At 58.1% G+C, this 22,516-nt stretch carries 16 protein-coding genes and 2 pseudogenes; 15 read left to right on the forward strand and 3 right to left on the reverse strand.

Annotated features, from left to right (window positions below; all coding sequences use genetic code 11):
• Positions 1–32 precede the first annotated feature (32 nt).
• The 8 genes from MAFF_RS34950 to MAFF_RS34985 all read left to right on the forward strand — a co-directional run bounded on the left by MAFF_RS34950 (position 33) and on the right by MAFF_RS34985 (position 8,589).
• On the forward strand, positions 33–1,136 hold the full coding sequence (locus MAFF_RS34950; RefSeq protein ID WP_010915917.1) for an ABC transporter substrate-binding protein: 1,104 nt from the start codon (positions 33–35) through the stop codon (positions 1,134–1,136).
• An 81-nt stretch (positions 1,137–1,217) separates the two neighbouring features.
• A complete protein-coding gene (locus MAFF_RS34955) occupies positions 1,218–2,297 on the forward strand; it encodes an ABC transporter ATP-binding protein (RefSeq protein WP_010915916.1) in 1,080 nt (359 codons plus the stop codon).
• Positions 2,294–3,187, forward strand: a complete 894-nt coding sequence (locus MAFF_RS34960) for an ABC transporter permease (protein WP_010915915.1) — start codon at positions 2,294–2,296, stop codon at positions 3,185–3,187. The genes MAFF_RS34955 and MAFF_RS34960 overlap by 4 nt, the downstream gene beginning before the upstream one ends.
• The gene (locus tag MAFF_RS34965) at positions 3,184–4,020 is read left to right on the forward strand and encodes an ABC transporter permease (protein ID WP_010915914.1); all 837 of its coding nucleotides are present in this window, start codon (positions 3,184–3,186) and stop codon (positions 4,018–4,020) included. Before MAFF_RS34960 ends, MAFF_RS34965 begins: the two co-directional genes overlap by 4 nt.
• A gap of 23 nt (positions 4,021–4,043) precedes the next feature.
• The gene (locus MAFF_RS34970) at positions 4,044–5,444 is read left to right on the forward strand and encodes an amidase (protein WP_010915913.1); all 1,401 of its coding nucleotides are present in this window, start codon (positions 4,044–4,046) and stop codon (positions 5,442–5,444) included.
• A gap of 153 nt (positions 5,445–5,597) precedes the next feature.
• Positions 5,598–6,596, forward strand: coding sequence for a dihydroxyacetone kinase subunit DhaK (locus tag MAFF_RS34975; protein ID WP_010915912.1), 999 nt, complete (start codon positions 5,598–5,600; stop codon positions 6,594–6,596).
• On the forward strand, positions 6,596–7,243 hold the full coding sequence (locus tag MAFF_RS34980) for a DAK2 domain-containing protein (RefSeq protein WP_157866221.1): 648 nt from the start codon (positions 6,596–6,598) through the stop codon (positions 7,241–7,243). The genes MAFF_RS34975 and MAFF_RS34980 overlap by 1 nt, the downstream gene beginning before the upstream one ends.
• Positions 7,240–8,589 carry an NAD(P)/FAD-dependent oxidoreductase gene (locus tag MAFF_RS34985; protein ID WP_010915911.1) on the forward strand — a complete coding sequence of 450 codons (1,350 nt, stop codon included), beginning with the start codon at positions 7,240–7,242 and terminating at the stop codon, positions 8,587–8,589. The genes MAFF_RS34980 and MAFF_RS34985 overlap by 4 nt, the downstream gene beginning before the upstream one ends.
• A 292-nt stretch (positions 8,590–8,881) precedes the next feature.
• Here MAFF_RS34985 and MAFF_RS34990 read toward each other — a convergent pair.
• Positions 8,882–9,136, reverse strand: a pseudogene (locus MAFF_RS34990) (transposase); the annotation flags it as partial.
• Between the two features lie 255 nt (positions 9,137–9,391).
• On the opposite strand from MAFF_RS34990, the gene MAFF_RS34995 reads away from it, so the two are divergent.
• Both MAFF_RS34995 and MAFF_RS35000 read left to right on the forward strand, forming a co-directional pair.
• A complete protein-coding gene (locus tag MAFF_RS34995) occupies positions 9,392–12,301 on the forward strand; it encodes a Tn3 family transposase (protein ID WP_044552083.1) in 2,910 nt (969 codons plus the stop codon).
• A gap of 144 nt (positions 12,302–12,445) precedes the next feature.
• Positions 12,446–13,315, forward strand: coding sequence for a recombinase family protein (locus MAFF_RS35000; RefSeq protein ID WP_010915909.1), 870 nt, complete (start codon positions 12,446–12,448; stop codon positions 13,313–13,315).
• Positions 13,316–13,370: 55 nt separating this feature from the next.
• Here the strand turns inward: MAFF_RS35000 and MAFF_RS38660 are convergent.
• Positions 13,371–14,492, reverse strand: a pseudogene (locus MAFF_RS38660) (ISL3 family transposase); the annotation flags it as partial.
• Positions 14,493–14,908: 416 nt separating this feature from the next.
• Positions 14,909–15,598, reverse strand: coding sequence for a GntR family transcriptional regulator (locus MAFF_RS35005; protein WP_010916042.1), 690 nt, complete (start codon positions 15,596–15,598; stop codon positions 14,909–14,911).
• A gap of 167 nt (positions 15,599–15,765) precedes the next feature.
• Here MAFF_RS35005 and MAFF_RS35010 point away from each other — a divergent pair, with 167 nt between their 5' ends.
• The 5 genes from MAFF_RS35010 to MAFF_RS35030 are packed head-to-tail and all read left to right on the forward strand — an operon-like array spanning position 15,766 to position 22,487.
• A complete protein-coding gene (locus tag MAFF_RS35010) occupies positions 15,766–17,775 on the forward strand; it encodes a hydantoinase/oxoprolinase family protein (protein WP_010915908.1) in 2,010 nt (669 codons plus the stop codon).
• Entirely contained in the window at positions 17,772–19,529 is a 1,758-nt protein-coding gene (locus MAFF_RS35015; RefSeq protein ID WP_010915907.1) for a hydantoinase B/oxoprolinase family protein, read from the forward strand. Before MAFF_RS35010 ends, MAFF_RS35015 begins: the two co-directional genes overlap by 4 nt.
• Positions 19,526–20,416 (forward strand): 3-keto-5-aminohexanoate cleavage protein, encoded by an 891-nt coding sequence (locus MAFF_RS35020; RefSeq protein WP_010915906.1) that lies wholly within the window; start codon positions 19,526–19,528, stop codon positions 20,414–20,416. Before MAFF_RS35015 ends, MAFF_RS35020 begins: the two co-directional genes overlap by 4 nt.
• On the forward strand, positions 20,413–21,189 hold the full coding sequence (locus MAFF_RS35025; RefSeq protein WP_010915905.1) for an SDR family oxidoreductase: 777 nt from the start codon (positions 20,413–20,415) through the stop codon (positions 21,187–21,189). Before MAFF_RS35020 ends, MAFF_RS35025 begins: the two co-directional genes overlap by 4 nt.
• Before the next feature lie 35 nt (positions 21,190–21,224).
• A complete protein-coding gene (locus tag MAFF_RS35030) occupies positions 21,225–22,487 on the forward strand; it encodes an ABC transporter substrate-binding protein (RefSeq protein WP_010915904.1) in 1,263 nt (420 codons plus the stop codon).
• Positions 22,488–22,516 lie beyond the last annotated feature (29 nt).

Here is a 22,516-nt window from a genome sequence, read left to right on the forward strand (position 1 = left end):
TAAGAGGGGTCCTAACAAAGGGAGTAAAGAGCATGACAGACAAAATCTTCAATATCCGCGTTGACCGCAGAAGCTTTCTTGCTGGCTCGGCTGCAATTGCAGCTTCAACGCTGCCATCACCTCTGATCAGATCAGCCTCTGCACAGGAGTTTGCGGGAAAGCAGATTAGGGTCCTTACGTGGTCCGATCCGACTGGCCAGGCCGCCGTAAAGAACATTATGCAAACCTTCGAGGCAAAGACCGGCGCCAAGGTCATTGCCGACCTTACCGGTAGCACATCAGATATGATTGCGAAGATCAAGGCGTCCGCATCCAAGCCGCAATATGATGTCGTCGTCCTATCGGGGTTTGGCGCGGACTCTTTGGCCGAAGCCGGGCTTCTAGAAAAGCCCGATACTAGCGCAATCGCCAACCTTTCCCGGGTCGATCCCAAGTATCAAACCGGTGCCAATGGTCATGGGATCGGCTACTTCCTTTGGAGTGACGGCCTTATCTACAATACGAACCGCTATACCACCCCACCGAAATCCTACGATGTAATCTGGAACGCGGCCAATGAGGGTAAGATCGTACTTCCCACACCGGATAATCTCGGTGCGCTTGAACTAATAATTGTCGCAGCGAAGGCCGCTGGCGGTGACCTCAAGAATCCTGACCCAGGATTTGAACTGCTGAAAAAGATGAAGGGTAAGGCCTTGGCCGTCACAACGAACTCGAACCAAATCGCCGACTTGTTTCGTTCGAACGCCGTGAATGCAGCAGGTGTAATGTCTCCTTTAACTTTCTCGACATTCATCCCGAACCCGGAGTTCAACATTGGTGGCACGTATGATCTCGCCGAAGGTTTCTTCGTGGATCTTCAGTACATGGTCATCCCGAAAGGCCACCCAGGCGATGCTGCAACCGTGAATGCATTCCTTAATCACGCTCTTGATCCAGTGGTGCAAGGTAAGATGGCCGAAGAGGTCTGGTACGGTCCAATCAACCAAGATGCAATTTTGTCGGACAAGGCAAAACAGAGCCCGTTCATTCCAAGCCCCGCAGTGATCAAGGAACGCGCCAACAGGTTGGATTCTGGCTTCCTTGCTTCGGTGCGTGACGACTGGATCCAGCGCTACACGGACGCAGTAATGTAAGATCAGGTTCGGTGTTGGGTCGGCCACTTGGCCCAACACCGGCCCGCCTCATCTTTCACAAGTGCAATCTTCTGAGGTGACATGGAACAGAATCCTGTCCTTGAGATCCGCAACCTCTCACGCACCTTTGCTCATGGTGCTGTGAGGGCAGTCGACCATATCGATCTGGACGTGCTACCGGGCGAGATCATGTCAATCCTCGGTCCCTCCGGCTGCGGCAAGACGACGATCATGCGCATCATTGCGGGATTGGATTCGCCGACTTCCGGAGAGGTTCGCATTCTCGGCAAAGACGTTGCGGGAAAGCCGCCGCACAAGCGCAATGTCGGTTTGGTCTTCCAGTCGTTGGCAATCTTTCCTCACATGAGCGTCAAACAGAATGTCGCCTTTGGCCTGCGCATGAAGGGTCTCGCCAGCAACCTGATCGAAACCAAAGTCGCCAAAGCGTTGGAACTCGTACAGCTTTCGCCGGAAAGATTTGCAGGACGACGGCCAAGCGAGCTGAGCGGAGGGCAGCTTCAGCGGGTAGCTTTGGCACGGACATTGGTGACTGAACCGGCGCTGGTCCTTTTCGACGAGCCAATGGCGGCACTCGACCGGCGCCTTCGCGATTACATGGCGGTGGAACTCAGGGCTATCCAAAAGCAGCTCGGCATTGCGGCAGTCTATGTTACGCACGACCAGGAAACGGCTTCTATGATGTCGGACCGCGTCATCATCATGAGTGCCGGCAAGATCCTGCAAGCCGGGACCCCGGAGGAAATCTACGAGGCACCGAATTCTAGGTTTGTTTCCGATTTTCTCGGCGACACCAACACCCTTCGCATCGCGCGCGTGCTCCATCAGGCGGACGGGACATCGCTGGTACAGACCGATGCCGGGCTGGCAATTCGTGTCGCAAACTGCAGCGACATAGCTGAAGGAGCGTTTGTGATTTTTCGACCCGAGCAGACAATCGTTCATTCCGCCGACCCCGGCGGCGCTTTTGAGGGCAGGGTGGTGTCGTCGCAATTTCGCAGCGGTCTCCACCGCTGGCAGATCGCACTTCCCGGTGGCAACACGCTCATTGCGCAGTCGACCGAAAACAGACTTGCCTCATCCGCCGGCGAGACCGCTTGGGTTACGATTGACTCCGGCAAAGCGAGAATCGTTAGCCAATGACCGCGATCGAGAACCCCGTCGCTCCGCTCCCGTCGAGGGAAAAAGACGCGCCGATCCGCAAGCCGCCGATCAGGCTTCTTCTTCTTCCGGCTGGCACGCTGATCGGTCTCCTCTTGGTCTGCGCCCTGGTCGTCCTGCGCATGAGCGTCGGAGAGCGGAATGCCGAATGGACAGGCTGGAGTTTGAGGGCCTACATGCAATTGGCCAGCTCCAGAAACCTCGGCATCATAATAGACACTATCTGGATGGCGCTGCTGAGCGCTCTGATTACGACGCTCGTAGCCTTCCCCATCGCGCTTTTCCTGACACGGACGACATCGCCAATCGCCCGACGGCTGGTGCTGATTGCAATCCTCTTGCCGATGATCATCAGCCTGCTCGTGCAAAGCTTCGGCTGGATGGCTATTCTCGGGCCGAATGGGCTCCTCAACCAAGCGATTTCAGCCGCAACCGGAATCGAACGGCCTTTTTCGCTGCTCTTCAACCGCGCGGGTGTCATGCTCGGGCTCGTACAGACGAGCATCCCGCTCGCCGTCTTGCCCGCCGCCGCCGCGCTGCGCTCAATTCCTCTATCGCTTGAAGAGGCAGCAAATGTTCTTGGAGCAAACCGGATCAGAACCTATCGGCACATAATTCTGCCGTTGGCCTGGCCGGGCATGGCTGCGGGGGCCATTCTTGTCTTCGGGTTCAACACGGGTGCGTTTGTCGTGCCGTTGCTGCTGGGCGGGTTGAAGGTGACGACGATTGCGGTCGTAATCCGCGATCAGATGGGCTCGCTTTCCAACTGGCCGCTCGGTGCAGCACTATCGGTTTTGCTGATCCTGTTGGCACTCGCCGTGCAGTCGCTCAACCGCCTCATCGTCCGCACCAACGTGGAGATCAAGGGATGAGCATGCCGACCGCAACCGGGCGCTTCGGAATCGAGTGGCAGCTTGTCAATGGCATCACTTGCATGCTGCTGGCGCTGATGCTTGCACCAATCTGTATGGTCCTGGTGATTTCGTTTACCAGCGGCGAGACGTTGCAGTTTCCGCCGCCGGCGCTTTCACTGCGCTGGTATCAGGAGGTCTGGACAATGCTGGTCGGTCCGGACGCCGGGATCGGGAGATTGCGGGAGTCACTGCTTGTCAGCCTGGAAATCGCGGCCCTAACTTCGCTTGTGTGCGTGCTTGCTGGTGTCCCGGCTTCCTATGCGCTGGTGCGATATCGTTTCGCCGGCAAGACGCTTATCGAAGAGTTGATCGGTCTGCCGGTGGTATTTCCAGCCGTTGTGCTTGGAATTGCGTTGCTGGTTCTGGTAAGCGCCTCCGGTCTCGATTTTGGCATCTTTCAGATCGTCGTTGCCCATTCGATCATCGGACTGCCGTTCCTCATGCGCAACTGCATGGCGGCGATGCGCGGCATTGATCCGATGTTGGAGGAGGCTGCGATGACGCTTGGTGCTTCCGCGCCTAAGGTCTTTCGGGAGATTGTCTTGCCGCTTGCCAGCGGCGGTATCGCCTCCGGCGCCATCCTCGTCTTCATCTTGTCTTTCAATGAATTCACGCTCAGCTATTTTCTCTACTCCGTCGATGTCTTCCCGCTCTCCATTTGGCTTTTCCAGCAGGCGAACACATCCTTTAGCCCGGCGGTGTTCGCCGTGTCGTCGCTCATCGTCGTCGTCAACGTAGCGGCAGTCTTGGTCGTTGACGCGGTGATCGGAAGTCGCGGATCGGCCGCCTAGGAGCACACCAGAGGATTTGTTCAATGATATTTGACCCGTTCTGGTCAATCGAGCAACTATCGGAACGCTTCGCTCGGCGGGAACTGTCGTCCGTGGAAGCTGTAACGGAGCTCGTCAGGCGCATAGCGGCATTGGATGGCCGGCTGCACGCCTTTTGTCAGGTCGATGAGGACGGCGCGCTGGCACGCGCCCGAGCCGCGGACGAAGCACGAGCTAACGGAAATTCCACGTCCCCTCTGCTCGGCGTGCCGTTAGCCGTGAAGGACATCTTCGATCAGGCCGGGCATGGCACGCATGCTGGCTCCAACGCTCTGAATGACAGGCTGCCAATCCGATCGGCAAATGCCGTCGAAAAGCTCGAATCCGCAGGCATGATCGCCATCGGCCGCACCAACATGGTTGAGTTCGCCTATGGCGGATGGGGAACAAACCAAGTTCAGGGCGCGCCGTGCAATCCCTGGGGTCTGGACACTCATGTCGTTGCAGGCGGCTCAAGCAGCGGCTCGGCAGTTGCGGTCGCTGGTGGATTCGCCCCAGCCGCTTTGGGTACCGATACTGGCGGCTCGATCCGCACGCCTGCCGCCTGGTGCGGAATCGTCGGCCTCAAGACTTCAGTCGGGCTAGTCGGGCGCGGCGGTGTCGTGCCGCTATGCCCGACACATGACAGCGTCGGACCGATGACCCGTACCGTCCGTGACGCCGCGCTTCTGTTGGAAGCTATGGTGGGGTCGGATCCTCGCGATGTCGCCACGTGGCACGTTCCCTCCGTGCGTTCCCTTACCACGATCGAGGACGGCGTGAAGGGCCTGCGGATCGGAATGCTCCACGAGCGGGATTTGGCAGGCGTCGAGCCCGACATCCGGATGCTGCATGATCGCGCAATCGCCGATCTGACAGCTCTTGGCGCCCAATTCCACAAAATCGCTCTGCCATTGTCCATCAGCGATTATCTCGGCCGTGGCGGCGACATTATGAGCGTCGAGAGCTATGCCTTTCTCAGCGCTTATGTCGAACATCCGGACAGCCCGGTGGATCCGGTCATTGCAGAACGCATCAGCCGCGGCCGCGACATCAGCGGACCGGCTTACTACCGCCTTCTCGAAACCCGCCGGCTGGCGCAGATCGGCTTTCAGGAAGCGGCAGCAGGATTTGACGCGTTCGTCGCGCCTGGCTCGCATCGAAGTCCAGTACCGCTTGGCGAGGTAGACGAAAGCCAGCCTCCCAATCATTTTGGAAGACTGGTGAACTATCTCGATCTCGCCAGCCTAGTAGTCCCGGTCGGATTGACATCAAATGGCCTGCCAGCTGGCCTGCAGATTGTTGTCAGAAAATTCGACGATGCCTTGGCACTTCGCATCGGACGGACGTTGGAACGTGAGCGTGGTGGCCTGTTTGTGCCTGCGCCGGGGTTGCTGGCCCAATGAAGTCCATGGCTGATTTCCACAACCTGGCGAGCTCTCTCATTTACCCATGCCAATACCGGGCCCAACCGGATTGCGAGGGCTTTTGAAAACACTGCAGGTGGCTTGTGGCCCCGCCGGACAAGTACTGAAGCGATAGACTGGCAGAGCGAGAACATGAAGAAGCTGATCAACAGTCCTGAGAAATATGTGGATGAAGCGCTGGCGGGGATGAGTTTGGCGCACCAGGGTGCCTACAAGATTTCCGGCAGCAACGGCCGTGTCATTGAACGGGCCAAGAAAAAGGCTTGGGGCAAGGTTGGAGTTGTTTCCGGCGGTGGCTTTGGGCACTTGCCGCTGTTTGCCGGATATGTCGGAGAAGGACTGCTGGATGCCTGCGCAGTCGGGCATGTGTTCGCCGGCCCGTCCTACGACGACATATCCGAGGCCTTGAACGCGGCTGACCACGGCGGTGGCGTTCTATCGGTCATTGCCAATTATGGCGGCGACACCATGGTGTTTGGCATGGTCAATGACACGTTGATCGCTGAGGGCAAGGACTGCGCCACCGTAATTGTGGCCGATGACGTTGCAAGTGCAGACAAGGATCGAGCCGACACGCGTCGCGGCGTGGCTGGGATCATCTTCGCATTCAAAGTTGCTGGAGCCGCAGCGGAAAGGGGACTCAGCCTACATGAGGTGAAAGCTGTGACTGAAAAGGCCATGGCTGGTTGCCGGTCCATAGGGGTTGCACTATCGGCCTGCACAGTACCCCAGGCGGGCGAGCCGACCTTTCATCTCGAAGAAGATGCCATTGAAATGGGCATGGGCATTCACGGTGAGAAAGGATTGTGGCGCGGGTCGCTTAAACCCGCTGACGAAATTGCCGCAGAGATGGTCGAACGCTTGTTGGCTGACCTCAAACCCGCACAGGGGTCTAGCGTGGCGGTTCTGGTCAACGGCCTGGGTGCAACACCGCTGGAAGAACTCTACATTCTGTACCGCAAAGTGGCCCACCTGATCGAGGCAGCGGGTCTGAAGATCGCCTACTCACTTGCTGGTGAATACGCGACTTCAATGGAAATGGCGGGCGCCTCGGTGAGCGTTATGCAGGTCGACGATGAATTGCTCGGTCTGTTGAATGCCCCTGCCCAATGTCCCCTGTGGAGAGCGTGATGGAGACCGTCTTCACCGGAACAGATGTAGGCGCAGCCATGCGTCGCGTCGCGCTGGCGCTCGTCGAGAGCAAAGATCGATTTAACAAGCTTGATGCTGCGGGTGGCGACGGTGACATGGGCACTACCTTGGCGACTGTTTCACAGGCGTTGCTTGCCGACGAGACACTTTATCCGAATGACGTCGGCGAGAGTCTGATGCGGATTGCAAAAACAATTGCACGGACCTCAGGCTCCAGCCTGAGTGCCGTTGTAATGACAGGACTAATCACACTGGGAAAGACTTGGTCGGCGAAACACGAAGTTGCCTGGATCGAGATGGCGCCCGCGTTGTCAAATGCCCTTGATACCATGCAGGCCCGGTCAAAGGCCAGACTTGGCGACAAGACGGTGTTGGACGGAATAGCTCGGGTCGCAAGGAACATGGAGGGGATCTCAACTGCAGAAAAGATCATGGCCACAGCGCAACAAGCGACCGCTGACGCGCTGGCGGAGTTTCGCTCTTGCCCGGCAATCATTGGGAGGCTGCGGCTTGAGCCATCCAAAGGGATCGGAACCGACGATCCGGGCATGGTTGCATTGCAGGTTGCCGTATCGGCCATGGCAGGGTCGCTGTCTGATCGAGTAGTGGGCGGATCCAACAAATGACCGATCCGAGCACCGAATTTTCCTCCATCACACACCAAGTAAATCAGACGCCCAGGCCGATCCCCGCGAGAGCAGATGTTGTGGTGGTAGGCGCCGGCATCATCGGAACTGCCACCGCCCTGTTCCTTGCACTACGGGGGCTGTCTGTCGTCGTGTGTGAAAAAGGTCATGTCGCATGCGAGCAATCCAGCCGCAATTGGGGGTGGGTGCGCAAGATGGGGCGCGATCCAGCCGAGCTACCCATGGCTATCGCCAGCGCCAAGCTATGGGCTGGGATGAACGCGCTTACAGGCATCGAGACAGGATTCCGCGAAACCGGCATCTACTATTTGTGCAAAGACCAGAAGGACATCCAAAAGTACGAAGAATGGCTAGCTTTCGCCAAGGTGCATGATCTCGATTCCTCCCTACTTAGGCAAAGTGGTTTGAAAGAGCGTTTCCCAACGCTCAAGGGTCATTGGGAAGGTGCGCTATTTACCAAAAGCGATGGACGCGCCGAACCTTCCATGGCGACGCAAGCCATGGCGGCTTCATTACGCACACGCGGCGGGCAGATCATTGAAGATTGTGCTGTGCGTTGCATTGAAACAGCGGGGGGCTCGGTCCATTCCGTCGTTACGGAGCATGGGGAGATTCGCTGCAAGTCCGTCGTCCTGGCGACCGGTGCCTGGACGAGACTATTCTGCGGCAACTTGGGCATCGATTTCCCGCAGTTGAAAGTCATCGGATCGGTCATGCGCACACAACGGCTCGACGGGCCTCCTGAGTGTGCGGTCGCCGGTCGGGATTTCGCTTTTCGCAAGCGCTTTGACGGTGGCTATACGATAGCCCAGAAGAACGCAAACATCGCGCAAATCGTTCCGGATAGCTTCCGTTTGTTCTTCCAGTTCCTTCCCGCCTTTCGGTCGGAAGGGAATGAAATACGACTTCGCTTCGGCAGTCAGTTCTTTAGGGAAATGAACATCCCGAAGAGGTGGCGATCGGATCAGGTCACCCCCTTCGAAACAACCCGGATTCTCAACCCAAAGCCTTCGGAAACGATCCTTAACGCGGGGCTAAGCAACCTAAGGAAAGTGTTCCCTGAGTTTGGCAATGCGAAGGTCGAAGAAAGCTGGGGATGCGCTATCGATGTCACGCCGGATGCGGTGCCCGTGATCGACACGGTCGGCAAAACTCCGGGCTTGGTAATCGCCAGCGGTTTCTCGGGCCATGGATTTGGGATCGGGCCGGCGGCAGCCCATCTAGTCGCTGATATGGTCACGGCCCAAAGGCCTATCGTACCTGCAGAGCCGTTCAAATTGGCTCGGTTGAAGCAGGCCAGAAGGCAAGAGTCGGGCTCCACTTGACGCGGGCCACATTTCAAACAACGTGACGACGCCAGCACCACCCAAGCCTGCTGCGGGCGTTACGAAGATGGATATTTCAAATGCATCCAGACAACTGAGCGCCATGGGTCGGCGCCTCTAACCCAGGGCATGGTTGGGTTCCATGCGATCATCCATTCCGATGAGGTGATGGCCCGCAGCATTCCGAGAATTAGCCGCCCAGGATTCCGGGACGCGATCGCGCGCAGTTCGGAGCTAATAACCTGATCCTTGGGGCATTTTTCAGTTGGGCAACGACTAGAGCGTGTTTCACTTAGATTGAAGCATATCCGGCATTGACGAGATAGTTGGCGCACTCTGCGGGTTGAAAGCTTTCGAGGAGCGTTCCGATACGTCGCCATGTGGCCTCGACGGTCCGTTCCGCGGCCTTTCGCATGAGATGCTTGAGCTTGGCAAAGACCTGCTCGATCGGGTTGAGGTCTGGACTGTAGGGTGGCAGGTAGAAGAGCTTGGCTCCTGCCGCGCGAATGGCGCGACGAATGGCTTGCCCCTTGTGGCTACCAAGATTGATGGGGTTGTCTAATCGCGGCTTGGGCGTCAAGGGTCTATCGCGTTGATACGGCGCTGCCGGGTGCATGGTTGTCTTCGCGGTCGACATCGGCCGCCGCATGATGGAGCTTCACGGGACGAGCCTTCAATGTGGCCCAGTCGGCCCGAAGCTGCGATTTTGGCCAAGTGAAGAACGTTGTGGGAACCCCGCGGTGGTAGTTGACGGCTGACCTGGCGAGGAATGACGGTCCGCTCCGGCAAACGGAGTGGAACTATGAGTTTTGGTCTTTCGAGTGGGGATCGGGTCGAGCGCTGGAGCCTGAACTCTTCCGACATTGCTTTTGTGAACGGCATTCCGGAGCTGGCGCGGCTGGGGTTTGCGGTTCAGCTTAGGTTCTTCGCCTCGCACGGCTTCTTTGTGCAGGATCACGCGGCGATTCCCCCTGATGGCGTTTTGTATCTGGCCGAGCAGCTCGACCTCCAAGCGGAAGCTGTAAACCACTATGATTTCTCCGGTCGGACCGCCCGCCGACATTGCGCGGAGATTCTGCGGCATCTCGGCTTTCGGCGTCTGAAGCGGGAAGATCGAGAGCAACTGACATCGTGGATCGCTGGTGAACTGTGCCCAACCGGGCAGTCGATTGGCGCCATGCTTGAGCATGTTTTCCTGTGGTGCCTGGACAGGCATATTTACGGACCTTCACGCAAGGAACTGGAGCGTCTGGTACGCTCGCAACGGCAGCACTATCTGGATAGCTGGCTGAGCGGAGTGCACGACCGGCTTTCAGCAAGCACGGTCGCTTTGCTGGAGGCTTCAATTGCCGAGCCGGATGGTCAGACCGGGTTCAATACGATGAAAGGCGACGCTGGCCAGGCGTCGCTAGACAACATCCTCAGCATGACGGCGAAGCTCGCCTTCATCCAGAAACTCAATCTGCCGCGGGACCTTCTCTCGGTGGCCGGAAAGGCTTGGGTAGAACAGGTTGTTCGTCGGGTCGGCGGCGAAAAGGCCTCGGAGATGCGCCGGCATGCACCTGCGCGGCAGATCGGACTGTATGCGGTTTATCTTTTTTCCCGCGAGGCGCAGCTGACGGATGCGATGGTCGATCTTCTGATCGAGACGGTCCACAAAATCGGCACACGCTCGAAACGCAAGGTCGTGGGTGATATCGCAAAGGATATTGAGCGGGTCTATGGAAAGGAACGGCTGCTGGTCGAGATCGCCAGCGCTTCGATCGAGGAGCCGTCCGGGCGCGTCTGCGATGTGATTTTCCCTATTGTCGGCAAGGACAAGCTGGCGGCGATCGTCAAGGAGAGCCAGGCGAAAGGGGCGCTCGATCGGCGTATATATAAGGTGATGCGGTCATCCTGGGCCAATCATTACCGGCGCATGTTGCCTGACTTGCTCTCGGTTCTGGAATTCCGGTCGAATAACACGGTGTGGCGTCCGGTGCTTGCAGCGCTCGACTGGATTCGGAGCAAGATAGATGACGGTTGCCGGTTCGTACCGGCGAAGGACATTCCGATCGATGAGGTTGTTCCCGCCAGGTGGCGCAGTTCCGTCATCGATGACGATGGCCGAGTAAACCGGATCAGCTACGAGCTTTGTGTCCTCACCCAGTTGCGCGATCGCATTCGCTCCAAGGAGATCTGGGTCGTTGGCGCGGACCGTTACCGAAACCCGGATGACGATCTGCCCAAGGACTTCGGTATCCGGCGCGATGCCTACTATTCCGGCCTCGACCTGACGCCGGACGCGAGGGAATTTACCTCAGCCGTTCGTGCGGAGCTTGAGCGGGAGCTGTTGCTTCTGAACGAAACGATTCCACAAAATGACAAGGTCCGACTGCTGTGGCGCGGCGAAAACCGTATCTCGATCACGCCATTCAAACCTTCGCCAGAACCCAAGGGGCTCGATGCGATCAAAGGCGAGATCGGCGGGCGCTGGCCGATGACCGGGCTGCTCGACGTGCTGAAGGAGACTGCACTCGACACCGGTCTGTTGGAGGCCTTCGAAACATCAGCGTCGAGAGTTTCCCTGTCGAGGGGGATGCTGGATCGACGGCTTCTGTTGTGCCTCTATGCTCTCGGCACGAATGCCGGGCTCAAGCGGGTCGCGGGAGCGACGCCAGATGTGAGCTACGAGGAATTGCTGCATGTTCATCGTCGTTTCATCCATGTACCGGCTCTGAGAGAGGCCTGCGCACGGGTCGCGAACGCGACGCTGGCGATCCGCAACGCAGCCGTTTGGGGTGATGCAGGCACGGCCTGTGCATCCGATTCCACGAAGTTCGGCGCGTGGGACCGCAATCTCATGACGGAATGGCATGCCCGCTATGGTGGGCGCGGCGTCATGATCTACTGGCACGTCGAGAAACGCGCGACCTGTGTCTATTCCCAGCTCAAGCGGTGCTCGTCTTCGGAAGTCGCTTCCATGATCGAAGGCGTTCTCCGCCATTATACCGATATGGAAATCCAGCGCCAGTATGTCGACAGCCATGGTCAGAGCGCCGTCGGCTTCGCGTTTTGCCGCCTTCTCGGGTTCGAGCTCGCGCCGCGCCTGAAAGCAATTGCCCGCCAGAAGCTGGCGGTCCCAGAAGCGACGATACGTGCGCGATTGCCGAACCTCCTGCCGATTCTTTCCGGAGCGATCAGTTGGGATGAGATCGAGCAGCAGTATGACGAGATGGTCAAATACACCGCCGCGATGCAGACGAGAACGGCGGACCCGGAGGCGATCCTGCGCCGCTTTGCCCGTGCCGAAGTAATGCACCCGACCTACAAGGCGCTGAGCGAGCTCGGCCGAGCGGTCAAGACCATATTCCTGTGCCGCTATCTTCGGCAGGAGACGTTCCGCCGGGAAATCCACGAGGGGCTGAATGTCGTTGAGAACTGGAACAGTGCCAACGGTTTCGTGTTCTTCGGCAAGGGTGGCGAGATTGCCACCAACCGGCTCGACGAGCAGGAGATCTCCGCCCTCGCGCTGCATTTGCTGCAGGCGTCGCTTGTCTATGTGAACACCCGTATGCTTCAGACTGTTCTGGTGGAGCCGAAATGGGCGGGCCGGATGACGCCGGAAGATTATCGCGGCCTCACGCCGCTGATCTACAGTCACGTCAATCCTTACGGTCGATTTGACCTCGACCTGAATAGTCGGATTGATTTTGGCCGGCTAGCGGCATGACCGAGGCAATCCCACCCATCACATTTGGGTGCACCTCAGCGTGACGATCGAAAGTGACGTATGCTGCATGTCACAAAAGGGTGGATTCGTCAGCAATGTGACGATACAAGGAAGAAGCCACCCTAATGTGACGGATTCGCCCGTATGACCCGCGTCGGATATGCCCGCGTCAGCACAACGGACCAGGATCTCGATATCCAAGTCGCCAGGTTGAAGGCCGCTGGCTGTGAGATCGTTCGTTCGGAAACGGGATCGGGCGCATCACGAACCGGGCGCACTGAGCTTGAGACGATCATGCAGTTCTTGCGCGACGGCGACGAGCTTGTCGTCTTGCGTCTCGATCGGCTCGGCCGCTCCACACGCGATGTTCTGAACCTGGTGCATGAACTCGAAGAAAGAGGAGCCTCGCTGCGGGTGCTTGAGCCGGAGGTCACAACGGCCGGAAGCATGGGAAGGATGGTGATCACCATCCTCGGCATGGTCGCCGACATGGAACTGAAGTTCATCAAGGATCGCCAGCGCGCCGGGATCGCAGCGGCACGAGCCGACGGCGTCTACAAAGGCCGAAAGAAAAACGTCGATGATGACGAGATTCGACGCCGTGTTGCCGCCGGCGCCAGCAAGGCCAGCGTCGCGCGTGATCTGAAGGTCTCAAGAATGACCGTTTACCGGGCCCTCGACATTGTTCCGCAAAGGACAGCCTCACTCCCCGAAAAGCCGCCTGCCGCCAGTATCTCCTTGCACCTGATCATCGAGAACTTCAACAAACACGGTCGCGGCAGGAAGCCCGCTCGCGAACGGATCGAGGAAATGCTGGAGCGCGAATACGCCATGGTGAAAACCGGCAATTGCGACTACAGGCTGACGGTTGTCTACGACCGCGATCCGGAAGGTTCTGATCTCGATAGTGAAATCCAGCATCTTTATTCCGAAATGTTCAATATCGCCGAGAGCCACCGTTGCTCAATCGAGGCTGACATCCATGAGATCGGCGGAGAGGGGCGAAGCTGGTAGGGACGTTCGTTTTTTGTTCTTCACTTGGCCAAAATCGCAGCTTCGGGCCGACAGGGCCAAGTAGGCGCTCCAGGTTAGAAAAGCTGCCGGTATATCCACGCTCCTTGACGTCATGAAACAGATGCCGGCCGCAGCGATTCCCGTCTTTCCAGCACTGGGCCAAGAATTTCTCGAAGTACCAGGGCGCTCTCGGATTCAATGCCGCTCGACGCCTGTCCGGCGGCGTCTCGAATTTGAGCCACTTTGCCACGGTCCGCCGCTTGTAGCCGGTCCGTCGCTCGATCTCGCAATAAGATAGCCCTTCACTGTGCAATGAGTGGATCGTTGCGAACACCTCATCTCGGGATTGCCTGTGTGCCAGGCGCGCGCGACGCCGATGGAGCGCGGCATCGACGTTGTCTTCCTCGGACAGAATAGACCTTCCGGTCGATCGTCCGGATAGGCTCATCTGCTCTTCGACCGCCAGACGAAGATTTTGAACAAGGTGAAACCGGTCAGCGATTTGTATTGCCTGCGGAGCCCCTTCCCGAACCGCCTGTGCATAAAGGCCGCAACGGTCGCGGCTTACCACCTCGACGGAAGGGTTCCTTCTCAGCCAGTGCGCGGCACTCTCGACGCTCCGGTCTTCCAGGATGTCAACGACAGAACGTCGCTCGAGATCGACGACAATGGTGCCGTAGCGCCATGTCTTCCGCCAGCTCCAATCATCAAGTCCAATGATCCTGGCTGGCGGAGCGGCGCCTGCAGCGTTGTGTTTGAGGTGGCGCAAAATCGTGTCGTCGCTGACCGGCATTCCGAGACGCCGCATCAGACGCTCGGCAGGCCTTCCTCCAGTGGCATGGCCCAAGTGGCTGGCAATCTGCGCCGTCCGCGCTGTCCGACGGGCATGAGGAGCTGCAACAGAAACCTCATCGGAAAAGGTGCTGCGGCTACAGTCCTGAAATGTGCATCGCCAACGGCCGATGCGGAGTTCGACGGTTACTGTTTCCCCGTGCGCCGGGTAGTCCTGAAGGCGTCTAAGGCGCCAACCGTGGCGCCGGCGTGATCGTATCCCACAACCCGGACAGATCCCTTTTTCCGGTATCGAGGCATATACCTTCCAACCGTCCTTGCCCATTCGCACAACGCGCAAGACCTTCACGCCGCTGCCCGGAGCCCAGTGCTTTTTCGAATGCATGATCATCCTTCATGAGTTTTGATCTCACAGGATAATCCCACCACACAAAGTGAGGCAGAACCTTAAGTGATTGGATTTGCGTAGAATATAGCCGCCCTTGTTGGTCAACCCGCTCACGGTCGACAACGGATTGGTCAACCCAAGACGACAAGATTGGTAAACCGGAGCAGCCCTATCGACCAAGGTTCAACTCTGCGCTTTCACTGTCAATATCGAGCGACAATCGGGACCAGTGTGCGACGCCGCCTGGCATCAGACACGTCGGCCACGCCGCGACTCGACACGGTTTGACCAGCGCGCCAATAACGCACACGATCTTCTAAGCCCGGCATAATTCCGGACAGAGACAGATAATTCTGGACGGCACACTGACTATGCCAGTCGTCATTCGGCGTAGAAATGCCGTAGGCCACCCGCTATGTGGATGGCCTGAATGCGTCCGCACTGGCGATTGCGTTGCCGGCTTCCTCCAAGTCCGCGACCAGGCTCTTGATGGCGGAGTCTTTGTCACCCTCCCGAACCGCATCAATTATCTCAGCATGGTGCCGATGCCCTGAGAAAGATATTGGTGTGGTCTTTAGCAGGCTGAGCAGCGGACCGTAGCGCATCCACAAAAGTTCAATGAGGTTTACGAGCTCCGGGTTGCCGCAACGCTCGTAAAGGGCAAAATGGAATCGGTGATTGAGCTGAAGATAGGTCCTTGTCCCCAGAGCGCCGCGGGCTGCTTCCACATCCATTCTGGCGTTGATTTGCGCCAAAATGTCCGCGAGGTTCGGAAGTCTCTGTGCGACTGTCATCCCAACGGCCTTGCCCTCAAGATCCGTGCGCAACGTCAAAAGGTTCCGAAGTCGCTCGACACTGGCGTCCGGGATGAACATTGAACGGCGCGGCGCTGACTCGAGCGCGCGTGCCATTACAAGGCGGTTGAGCGCTTCACGAACCGGCATGTGGCTCGTCCCAAAAGCGTTCGCAAGTTCCTCCAATTTTAGCTTCTGGCCCGGTGAAAACTCCGCCATCATTATCGACCGCTTCAGCTCCTCGTAGACGTGCTCGAGGTCCGAATTGGTCTGGCGCGGCTTCAGCGATGGTAAAGTGGTGGCAGGCATTGTGACTCCAGGAGAAGACAAGGCCAGTCACACATATCGCGAACGCATTGCTTGATCAACGATCAAAGAGAGTTTTCTTGACGCTAGCGGACAATCGCGAAAATTGGGATTGACAGGCGCCATATTTTGACGGCAAATCCTTGATCAACGATCAAAGGGGAACGTCAATGTGGAAGGTTGGAGTTGATGTCGGAGGCACCTTTACCGATCTGTTCGCGGTTAACACTTTTACGGGAGAGGAGCGAACCGGCAAGGTTCTGACAACGCCCGAAGAGCGGTCTAAGGGCGTGCTCAACGCGATCGCCAATGCTGAGCTTAAGCCAAACGAGATTTCTCTACTCGTTCACGGAACCACGACTGCAACAAACGCACTTATCGAGCGTAGCTTCCCTGATGCCGCGATGATTACGACCGAAGGTTTCCGGGACGTCCTGGAAATCGGCCGGATGCATCGCGAGCACCTTTATCGGCCGTATCAAACGAAGCCGGCTCCACTGATCAGAAGGCGCTATCGATACGCGATAGCCGAACGAACCAATGCAAAGGGCGAGGTCGAAGAGGACATCGACGCCGCACAGCTCAAGCCGATCATCGCCTCGATCTCTGAAGCAGGCATTGGTTCGGTAGCCGTCTGTCTCATCAATTCGTACGCCAATCCGGCAAATGAGCGGAAGGTTGCGAAGATCCTATCGGAGGCGCTCCCGAATATTCGTGTGACGACTTCTGCTGACGTAAAGCCCGTCTTCCGGGAGCACACGCGTTTCACGCTAGCTTCAATCCGCGCAACCATTCTACCAGTAATGGCCGATTACTTCGAGCGGCTACAGGCTCGCCTACTTGAGGGTGGGTTCTCCGGCAACCTCATGATCCTCAAGAGCAACGGCGGGATGATGGGTGTCGACCAAGCCCGGCTGCGCGTTGAGGAGCTTGTGGAATCCGGTCCTGCTGGTGGTGTCGGGTACGCCACCGAGATAGCGCGCACGGCTGGTTTCCCGAACATTATTCACACCGACATGGGCGGAACCAGTTTCGACGCGTCCATCATCGAGGACGGCCAGGGCCTCATCACTCGGGAGTACGAGATCGAATTCGATATGCCCGTCGCGGTTCCAATGCTGGACATTCGATCGATTGGTGCCGGTGGCGGTTCTGTCGGATGGGTTGATAGTGGCGGTTCGCTCAGGGTCGGCCCCATGTCGGCAGGTTCTGTGCCAGGTCCAGCTTGCTATGGACGCGGAGGTACGAGACCTGCGATTACCGACGCCAACCTAGTCCTTGGCCGGATCAGTCCAGATCTCTCAGGAAAGTTCAAGCTGGACGTTCAAGCTGCCCGCGACGCGATTGAAACGATCGCAACCAAGCTCAATCTTACTATCGAGCAGTGTGCTGAGGGTATGATCCGGATCGCGACAGAAGCGATGGCGCAGGCCGTGAAGCTCGTGTTGGCGTCGCGTGGTCGCGATCCGCGTGACTATTGCTTTGCCAGCTTTGGTGGGGCTGGCCCCTTGCACGCTTGCGCAGTTGCGGAAGCGCTCGGCACGCCCACTGTCATTGTTCCACGGTATTCCGGCGTAGCATCCGCATACGGGGCTCTGCGTCTCGCGATCAAACACGACGAAGAGGTGTTTCACTACGCGCCGCTGACGGCAGAGGAACTCGATCGGGTTGGTGTGAAACTGCAGTCGCTTGGCGAAGCCGCCGTCGATGCGCTGGTCGCCCAGGGCGCGAAGGCCGAGGATTTAAGGGTCAGTTTCGTGATGCGGATGCGGTACGCGGGGCAGACATTCGAGGTCGACGTTGTTCAAGATCGCGGCGCAATAGACGATCGCGATGTTCAACAGCTGGCCTCGGCATTTCACGAAGCGCACATGCGCGAATTCGGCGTGAGATCTGACGATTTTCCGGTAGAGATTGTGGCCTTGGCAGTAACTGCCGAAGCGCCTTCGCCCGCCGGCCCCCTGGAATCCGAGCAGAATTCGCAACTTGCTCCTTCACAGCAGAAAGGTCGCAAGGTGTGGTTTGGCGATTGGACCGAAGCTCTCGTCCATGATGTCGCAGGTGCTCAGTTCGTGAGCGGTCCCGCTCTCATTGAGGATCCGCATACCAGCATTGTCATTCCTCCGGGTTGGGCCGCTCGGTTTGACTCAGCTCGAAACTGCATTCTGGAGAGGGCATGATGGCTAATCCAATCGATCCTATCACGTTTGAAGTTCTGCGTAACACGTTTGAACACGTCTGCCGCCGGATGACGGTTATCCTCCAAAAGTCCTCCTTCTCGCCGATCCTGTCTGAGAACCTGGACTTCTCCAACGCTATCTACGATCCGACGTTGCGCTTGGTTGGACAGACGGCCAACTGCCCGGTGCACCTCGCCGCGATGCATTTCAGCGTCCAGGCGGTGGCCAGGAAGTTCGGCATCGAGACTTTGCGTCCTGGGGACGTGGTGATCCTCAACGACCCGTACGACGGCGGTACGCACATCAACGACGTGACGCTGACGATGCCTGTCTTCTACGAAAATGAGCTGATCGGCTTCGCGGTAAGTCGTGGCCACTGGATGGATCTTGGCGGAGGTGGCCCGGGCGGGCAGGGCTTTGGTACGCATGTCGCAGGCGAAGGTCTTCGACTGCCTCCTTTGAAATTGTATCGCGACTACAAAGTCGATCAGGATCTGCTCGAAATCCTCCTTCGGAACACGCGAACGCCTCATTACGTCAAAGGCGACCTTCAGGCTCACATGGGCGCGCTACTTGCCGCTGAGGACGAGCTCCGCGCGACAGCTCGTAAGTACGGTCGGGCAACTCTTATCCAAGGAATGGGTGACATGATCGGTTACACCGAGCGCATCGTCCGGGCGGAGATCGAAAAAATTCCGGACGGCGTGTACGAAGGAGCCGATTACGCCGATTCCGATGGCATCACCGACCAGAAGGTTTGGGTTCGCGTCAAGCTCACGGTTTCAGGGTCCAACCTACATGTCGATTTCGCCGGCAGCGACCCACAGGTCGCGGGCGCGATCAACTCACCATTCGCGAACACAACTGCAGCGGTGTACACCGCTTTACAGTTCTTCCTCGCGCCCGATGCTCCGCCCAATGCTGGGATGTTCGCTCCGATTTCGTTGAGCCTGCCGGACGATTGTTGGCTGAATGCTCGTTGGCCTGCTCCGGTAGTCGGTTGCACGACCGTCACATCGGGCAAAGTGCAGAGCGCCATCTGGCAAGCTGTCGCCAAAGCAATCCCGAGTCTGGCGATCGCTCCAACCTGCGCAGACGCAAATTGGTTCGTCGCCGCTGTCCGTGGCCCAGGAAACCGTATCGATGTGTTCTCAGACATCCCTGCCGGCGGCTGGGGCGGCACGCCATACAACGACGGGCTAAACGTCACGCTGGATCCTCTGGGCAACTGCACAAATATGCCGGCGGAGGCAGCCGAGCTCCTCTACCCGGTGAGAGTCGAGGCATTCGACTTGCGCCAGGATTCTGGCGGTCCGGGAGAGAACCGCGGAGGGTTGGGCGCAAGGTTCAAGTTCCGGTTCCTGAACGGTGGCGAACTCTCGATCGAAACATCCCGTACCATTGAGGGTAGCCCGGGCGTCAACGGCGGCGGTATAAGCCCCGTCCAGCTTCTCGTTCAAGAATACCAAGACGGTCGCCGGGAGATTATCGGCGGACCTCGTCCCGACGGAACGTGGCGCAGCCCGCTTCTGTCCTCGCACAAATTTGGACCCGGTGAGGCCTTCGAGTTTCTGTCGACCGGAGGTGGTGGCTGGGGCGTGGCTCAATCCCGGGACCCAGAGAGAGTTCGGCAGGACGTGATCGACGGCTATGTCTCGCTCCAAGCTGCCCGTCGCGATTATGGGGTCGCGCTGGATCCCAACACGTTCGAACTCCTTCACGATCAAACCTCAAAGTTGAGAAACCTGGCATGAACAACGAGATATTTATCACTTGCGCCGTAACCGGCGCTGGGCCGGGGCCGCGAAAGAACTCGAACGTTCCGGTCACTCCTGCGCAGATCGCCGAAGACGTGCTTGCCGTTGCTGAGGCTGGCGCCGCTATCGCCCACGTCCATGTTCGCGATCCGGAAACGACCGAGGGATCTCGCGATGTGAAGCTGTACGCGGAAGTACTCGAGCGCGTTCGCGACAGAAACAACGATATCATCATGAACATGACCGCAGGTATGGGAGGCGATTTGGTCCTCGGCTCCAATGACCCGACCCAGCCGCAACCTGGCACCGATCTGGTCAACCAGAAGACGCGCCTCCTTCATGTCGAAGCGTTGCGGCCAGATATCTGCACGCTTGATTGCGGTTCCTACAATGTAGGCGAGGGAAACCTCGTCTACATCTCCACGCCGGAACAAATCCGCGAAGGTGCGCAGACCATTCGCGGGCTCGGCGTGAAGCCTGAACTTGAGGTCTTTGACCTTGGCCATCTAGACTTTGTGATGAAACTGATCGGGGAAGGCGCATTTGCCGGTCCGGCAATGATTCAGTTCTGCCTTGGGGTGAACTACGGAGCTCCTCCCACCACCACAGCGATGAAAGCGATGGCGGACGCGGTTCGAGGGTCGGACGTCGTCTGGTCGGCGTTCGGCGTCGGTCGGATGCAAATGCCGATGGTAGCGCAGGCAGTTCTTCTCGGCGGTAATGTACGGGTTGGTCTCGAAGACAATATCTGGCTCGACCGCGGCGTACCAGCGACCAATGTTTCGCTGGTGAAGCGGGCGCGTGAGATCGTGGAGCGGATGGGCGTGCGGATTATGTCCTCATCCGCAACGCGTGATCGCCTCGGCCTAGGTGCAGCCGCATGACTGCCCTTAAAGACAAGCGCGCGATCATAACAGCCGGCGCGAGTGGAATCGGTCGCGTAGTTACCAAGAAAATGATTGCAGCCGGCGCCAAGGTCGCCGTCTGCGACGTCGACGAAGATGCCGTCAACTCCTTCGCCGCCGAAAACCCTGACTCGACCGCGGTTGTATGCGATGTGGCCGATCCGACGAAGGTTCCAGAAGCAATCGAGACGATGTTGAAAGGCCTCGGCGGGGGTACTGACATCCTTTTCAACAACGCTGGAATCGCGGGACCGACGGCTGCTATCGAGGATATCTCTCCAGAAGAATGGGGCAGGACCCTCGATGTAAATCTTACGGCCCAGTACCTGTTCATTCGAGGCGTTATGGCTGGGATGAAGGCTCAGCGTTCAGGGGTCATACTGAACATGTCTTCGGCAGCTGGTCGTCTCGGCATGCCGATGCGCACGCCATACGCAGCGGCAAAATGGGCCGTGATCGGATTGACGCAATCCCTGGCGATGGAAGTCGGCAAGTTCGGAATACGGGTCAACGCCATTCTTCCAGGGTCTGTCCGCGGGCCACGGATGGAGCGCGTAATGGCGGCCAGAGCCAAGTTGACCGGACGGCCACTCGCGGAAATCGAGGCTGAAGAAGTGGCAACGATGTCTTTGGGACGAATGATCGAGCCAGAGGAAATCGCTGACCTAGCGATCTTCGTCTCGTCTGACGCCGGTCGATCGATCTCCGGGCAATCGCTGGGGGTGTGCGGCAACACCGAAATACTCAGATAGCTCATCTTGGGGAATCCAAAACTAGGGAGAATAAAATGAACTTGATGACAAACGTAATTGTCGCTGGCGTTTTCGCTTGCGGGCTCACGGGATACGCGACTGCACAAGAAACCATTAATGTCGGCGTCGTCCAGCCTCAGGCCGGTGAATGCGCTCAATGGGGCGTGCCGATCACCCGCGGAGTGCAGATCTGGGCCGAAGAATTCAACGCAAATGGCGGCATTGCTGACTCAACAGGTAAGAAACACCAGATCAAGGTAACTGCGTACGACAATAACTGCTACACGGCCGGCGATGAACTGACTGCCTTCCGGCGCGCAATCCTGGACGATAAGGTCAACTTCATTCTGCAAACCTTTACGCCGGCTTCTCGGCAAGCCGTTGCGCAGATCGCGACGGAAAACAAGGTTCTGACGACAAGTTACGGTGCTGGCTATCTCAATGCCAAGTATCCCTTCCTGATCGGGACGGTGACTGGTTCGCCGGCCTCGTATATGTTGTTGGTCAGCCACCTTCTTGAGACCCGGCCCGACATCAAGAAAGTCGCCATCGTGACGGCGGATCATTCGTTCGGCCAGGCTGCGCTAGCCTATTACAAGGCAGGTATCACTCCCTACGCGAAGCGCGTCGAGATCGTCTACTCCCAGCCATATGATCCAGCAGCGACATCCGACATGCTCGGGCTTGCAACGCCGATTTTTGCGTCCAGCCCAGACCTGATCGTCGAACTCGGGTTCACGCCGGGACAGCAGGCGCTGTTTATCGAAGCGATGGAGCAGCTTGGATACAAGGGGCTCTATGGTAGCGAGGGTTGGACAATGGGCTTGGTTACCGAGCGTGTTCCTGCCGCCCAGCTCGCGGGTCGCGTTTTCAGCGCATACGTGGTTGACGCCTCTGAGCCGAGCTTCAGCCCTCGCGTCTCGAATTTCTACAAGTCGTATGTCGAAAGGTACGGTCAGAAAGAATGGTCAGTGCTGGCCTCTGTGGCCTACGCGGCAATGACTACGGTGGAAGCGGGCATTCAGAAGGCATCTGCTCCCACTGGAGATGCAGTCAGACAGGCGCTGTTCGCGACCGATACGGTTGACCAGCCTCTGTTCGGCAAGTCTCGCTGGGGTGGTGCAGAAATGTATGGTGCCAACAATTGGCTGCTCACGCCGCTACCAGTCTACGTGACTGACGACAAAGGTGGCGTGAAAGTGGATGCGGTCGTCGACGTTGCCAAATGGTGGAACGCGAACAAGGACGCGGCGCTCCCGGTCCTCGCACAGGGCGGTCAGGTTCCGGCCAACAAGTAGAAACCCCAGCAAGCGAAGTGGTCGCGCTG

Source organism: Mesorhizobium japonicum MAFF 303099, assembly GCF_000009625.1.
Lineage (GTDB): Bacteria > Pseudomonadota > Alphaproteobacteria > Rhizobiales > Rhizobiaceae > Mesorhizobium > Mesorhizobium japonicum.

Bases quoted from the DNA above. Each gene is read 5' to 3' on its own strand.
- MAFF_RS34950 (WP_010915917.1), top strand. From the start codon at position 33: ATGACAGACAAAATCTTCAATATCCGCGTTGACCGCAGAAGCTTTCTT.
- MAFF_RS34955 (WP_010915916.1), top strand. From the start codon at position 1,218: ATGGAACAGAATCCTGTCCTTGAGATCCGCAACCTCTCACGCACCTTT.
- MAFF_RS34960 (WP_010915915.1), top strand. From the start codon at position 2,294: ATGACCGCGATCGAGAACCCCGTCGCTCCGCTCCCGTCGAGGGAAAAA.
- MAFF_RS34965 (WP_010915914.1), top strand. From the start codon at position 3,184: ATGAGCATGCCGACCGCAACCGGGCGCTTCGGAATCGAGTGGCAGCTT.
- MAFF_RS34970 (WP_010915913.1), top strand. From the start codon at position 4,044: ATGATATTTGACCCGTTCTGGTCAATCGAGCAACTATCGGAACGCTTC.
- MAFF_RS34975 (WP_010915912.1), top strand. From the start codon at position 5,598: ATGAAGAAGCTGATCAACAGTCCTGAGAAATATGTGGATGAAGCGCTG.
- MAFF_RS34980 (WP_157866221.1), top strand. From the start codon at position 6,596: ATGGAGACCGTCTTCACCGGAACAGATGTAGGCGCAGCCATGCGTCGC.
- MAFF_RS34985 (WP_010915911.1), top strand. From the start codon at position 7,240: ATGACCGATCCGAGCACCGAATTTTCCTCCATCACACACCAAGTAAAT.
- MAFF_RS34995 (WP_044552083.1), top strand. From the start codon at position 9,392: ATGAGTTTTGGTCTTTCGAGTGGGGATCGGGTCGAGCGCTGGAGCCTG.
- MAFF_RS35000 (WP_010915909.1), top strand. From the start codon at position 12,446: ATGACCCGCGTCGGATATGCCCGCGTCAGCACAACGGACCAGGATCTC.
- MAFF_RS35005 (WP_010916042.1), bottom strand. From the start codon at position 15,598: ATGCCTGCCACCACTTTACCATCGCTGAAGCCGCGCCAGACCAATTCG.
- MAFF_RS35010 (WP_010915908.1), top strand. From the start codon at position 15,766: ATGTGGAAGGTTGGAGTTGATGTCGGAGGCACCTTTACCGATCTGTTC.
- MAFF_RS35015 (WP_010915907.1), top strand. From the start codon at position 17,772: ATGATGGCTAATCCAATCGATCCTATCACGTTTGAAGTTCTGCGTAAC.
- MAFF_RS35020 (WP_010915906.1), top strand. From the start codon at position 19,526: ATGAACAACGAGATATTTATCACTTGCGCCGTAACCGGCGCTGGGCCG.
- MAFF_RS35025 (WP_010915905.1), top strand. From the start codon at position 20,413: ATGACTGCCCTTAAAGACAAGCGCGCGATCATAACAGCCGGCGCGAGT.
- MAFF_RS35030 (WP_010915904.1), top strand. From the start codon at position 21,225: ATGAACTTGATGACAAACGTAATTGTCGCTGGCGTTTTCGCTTGCGGG.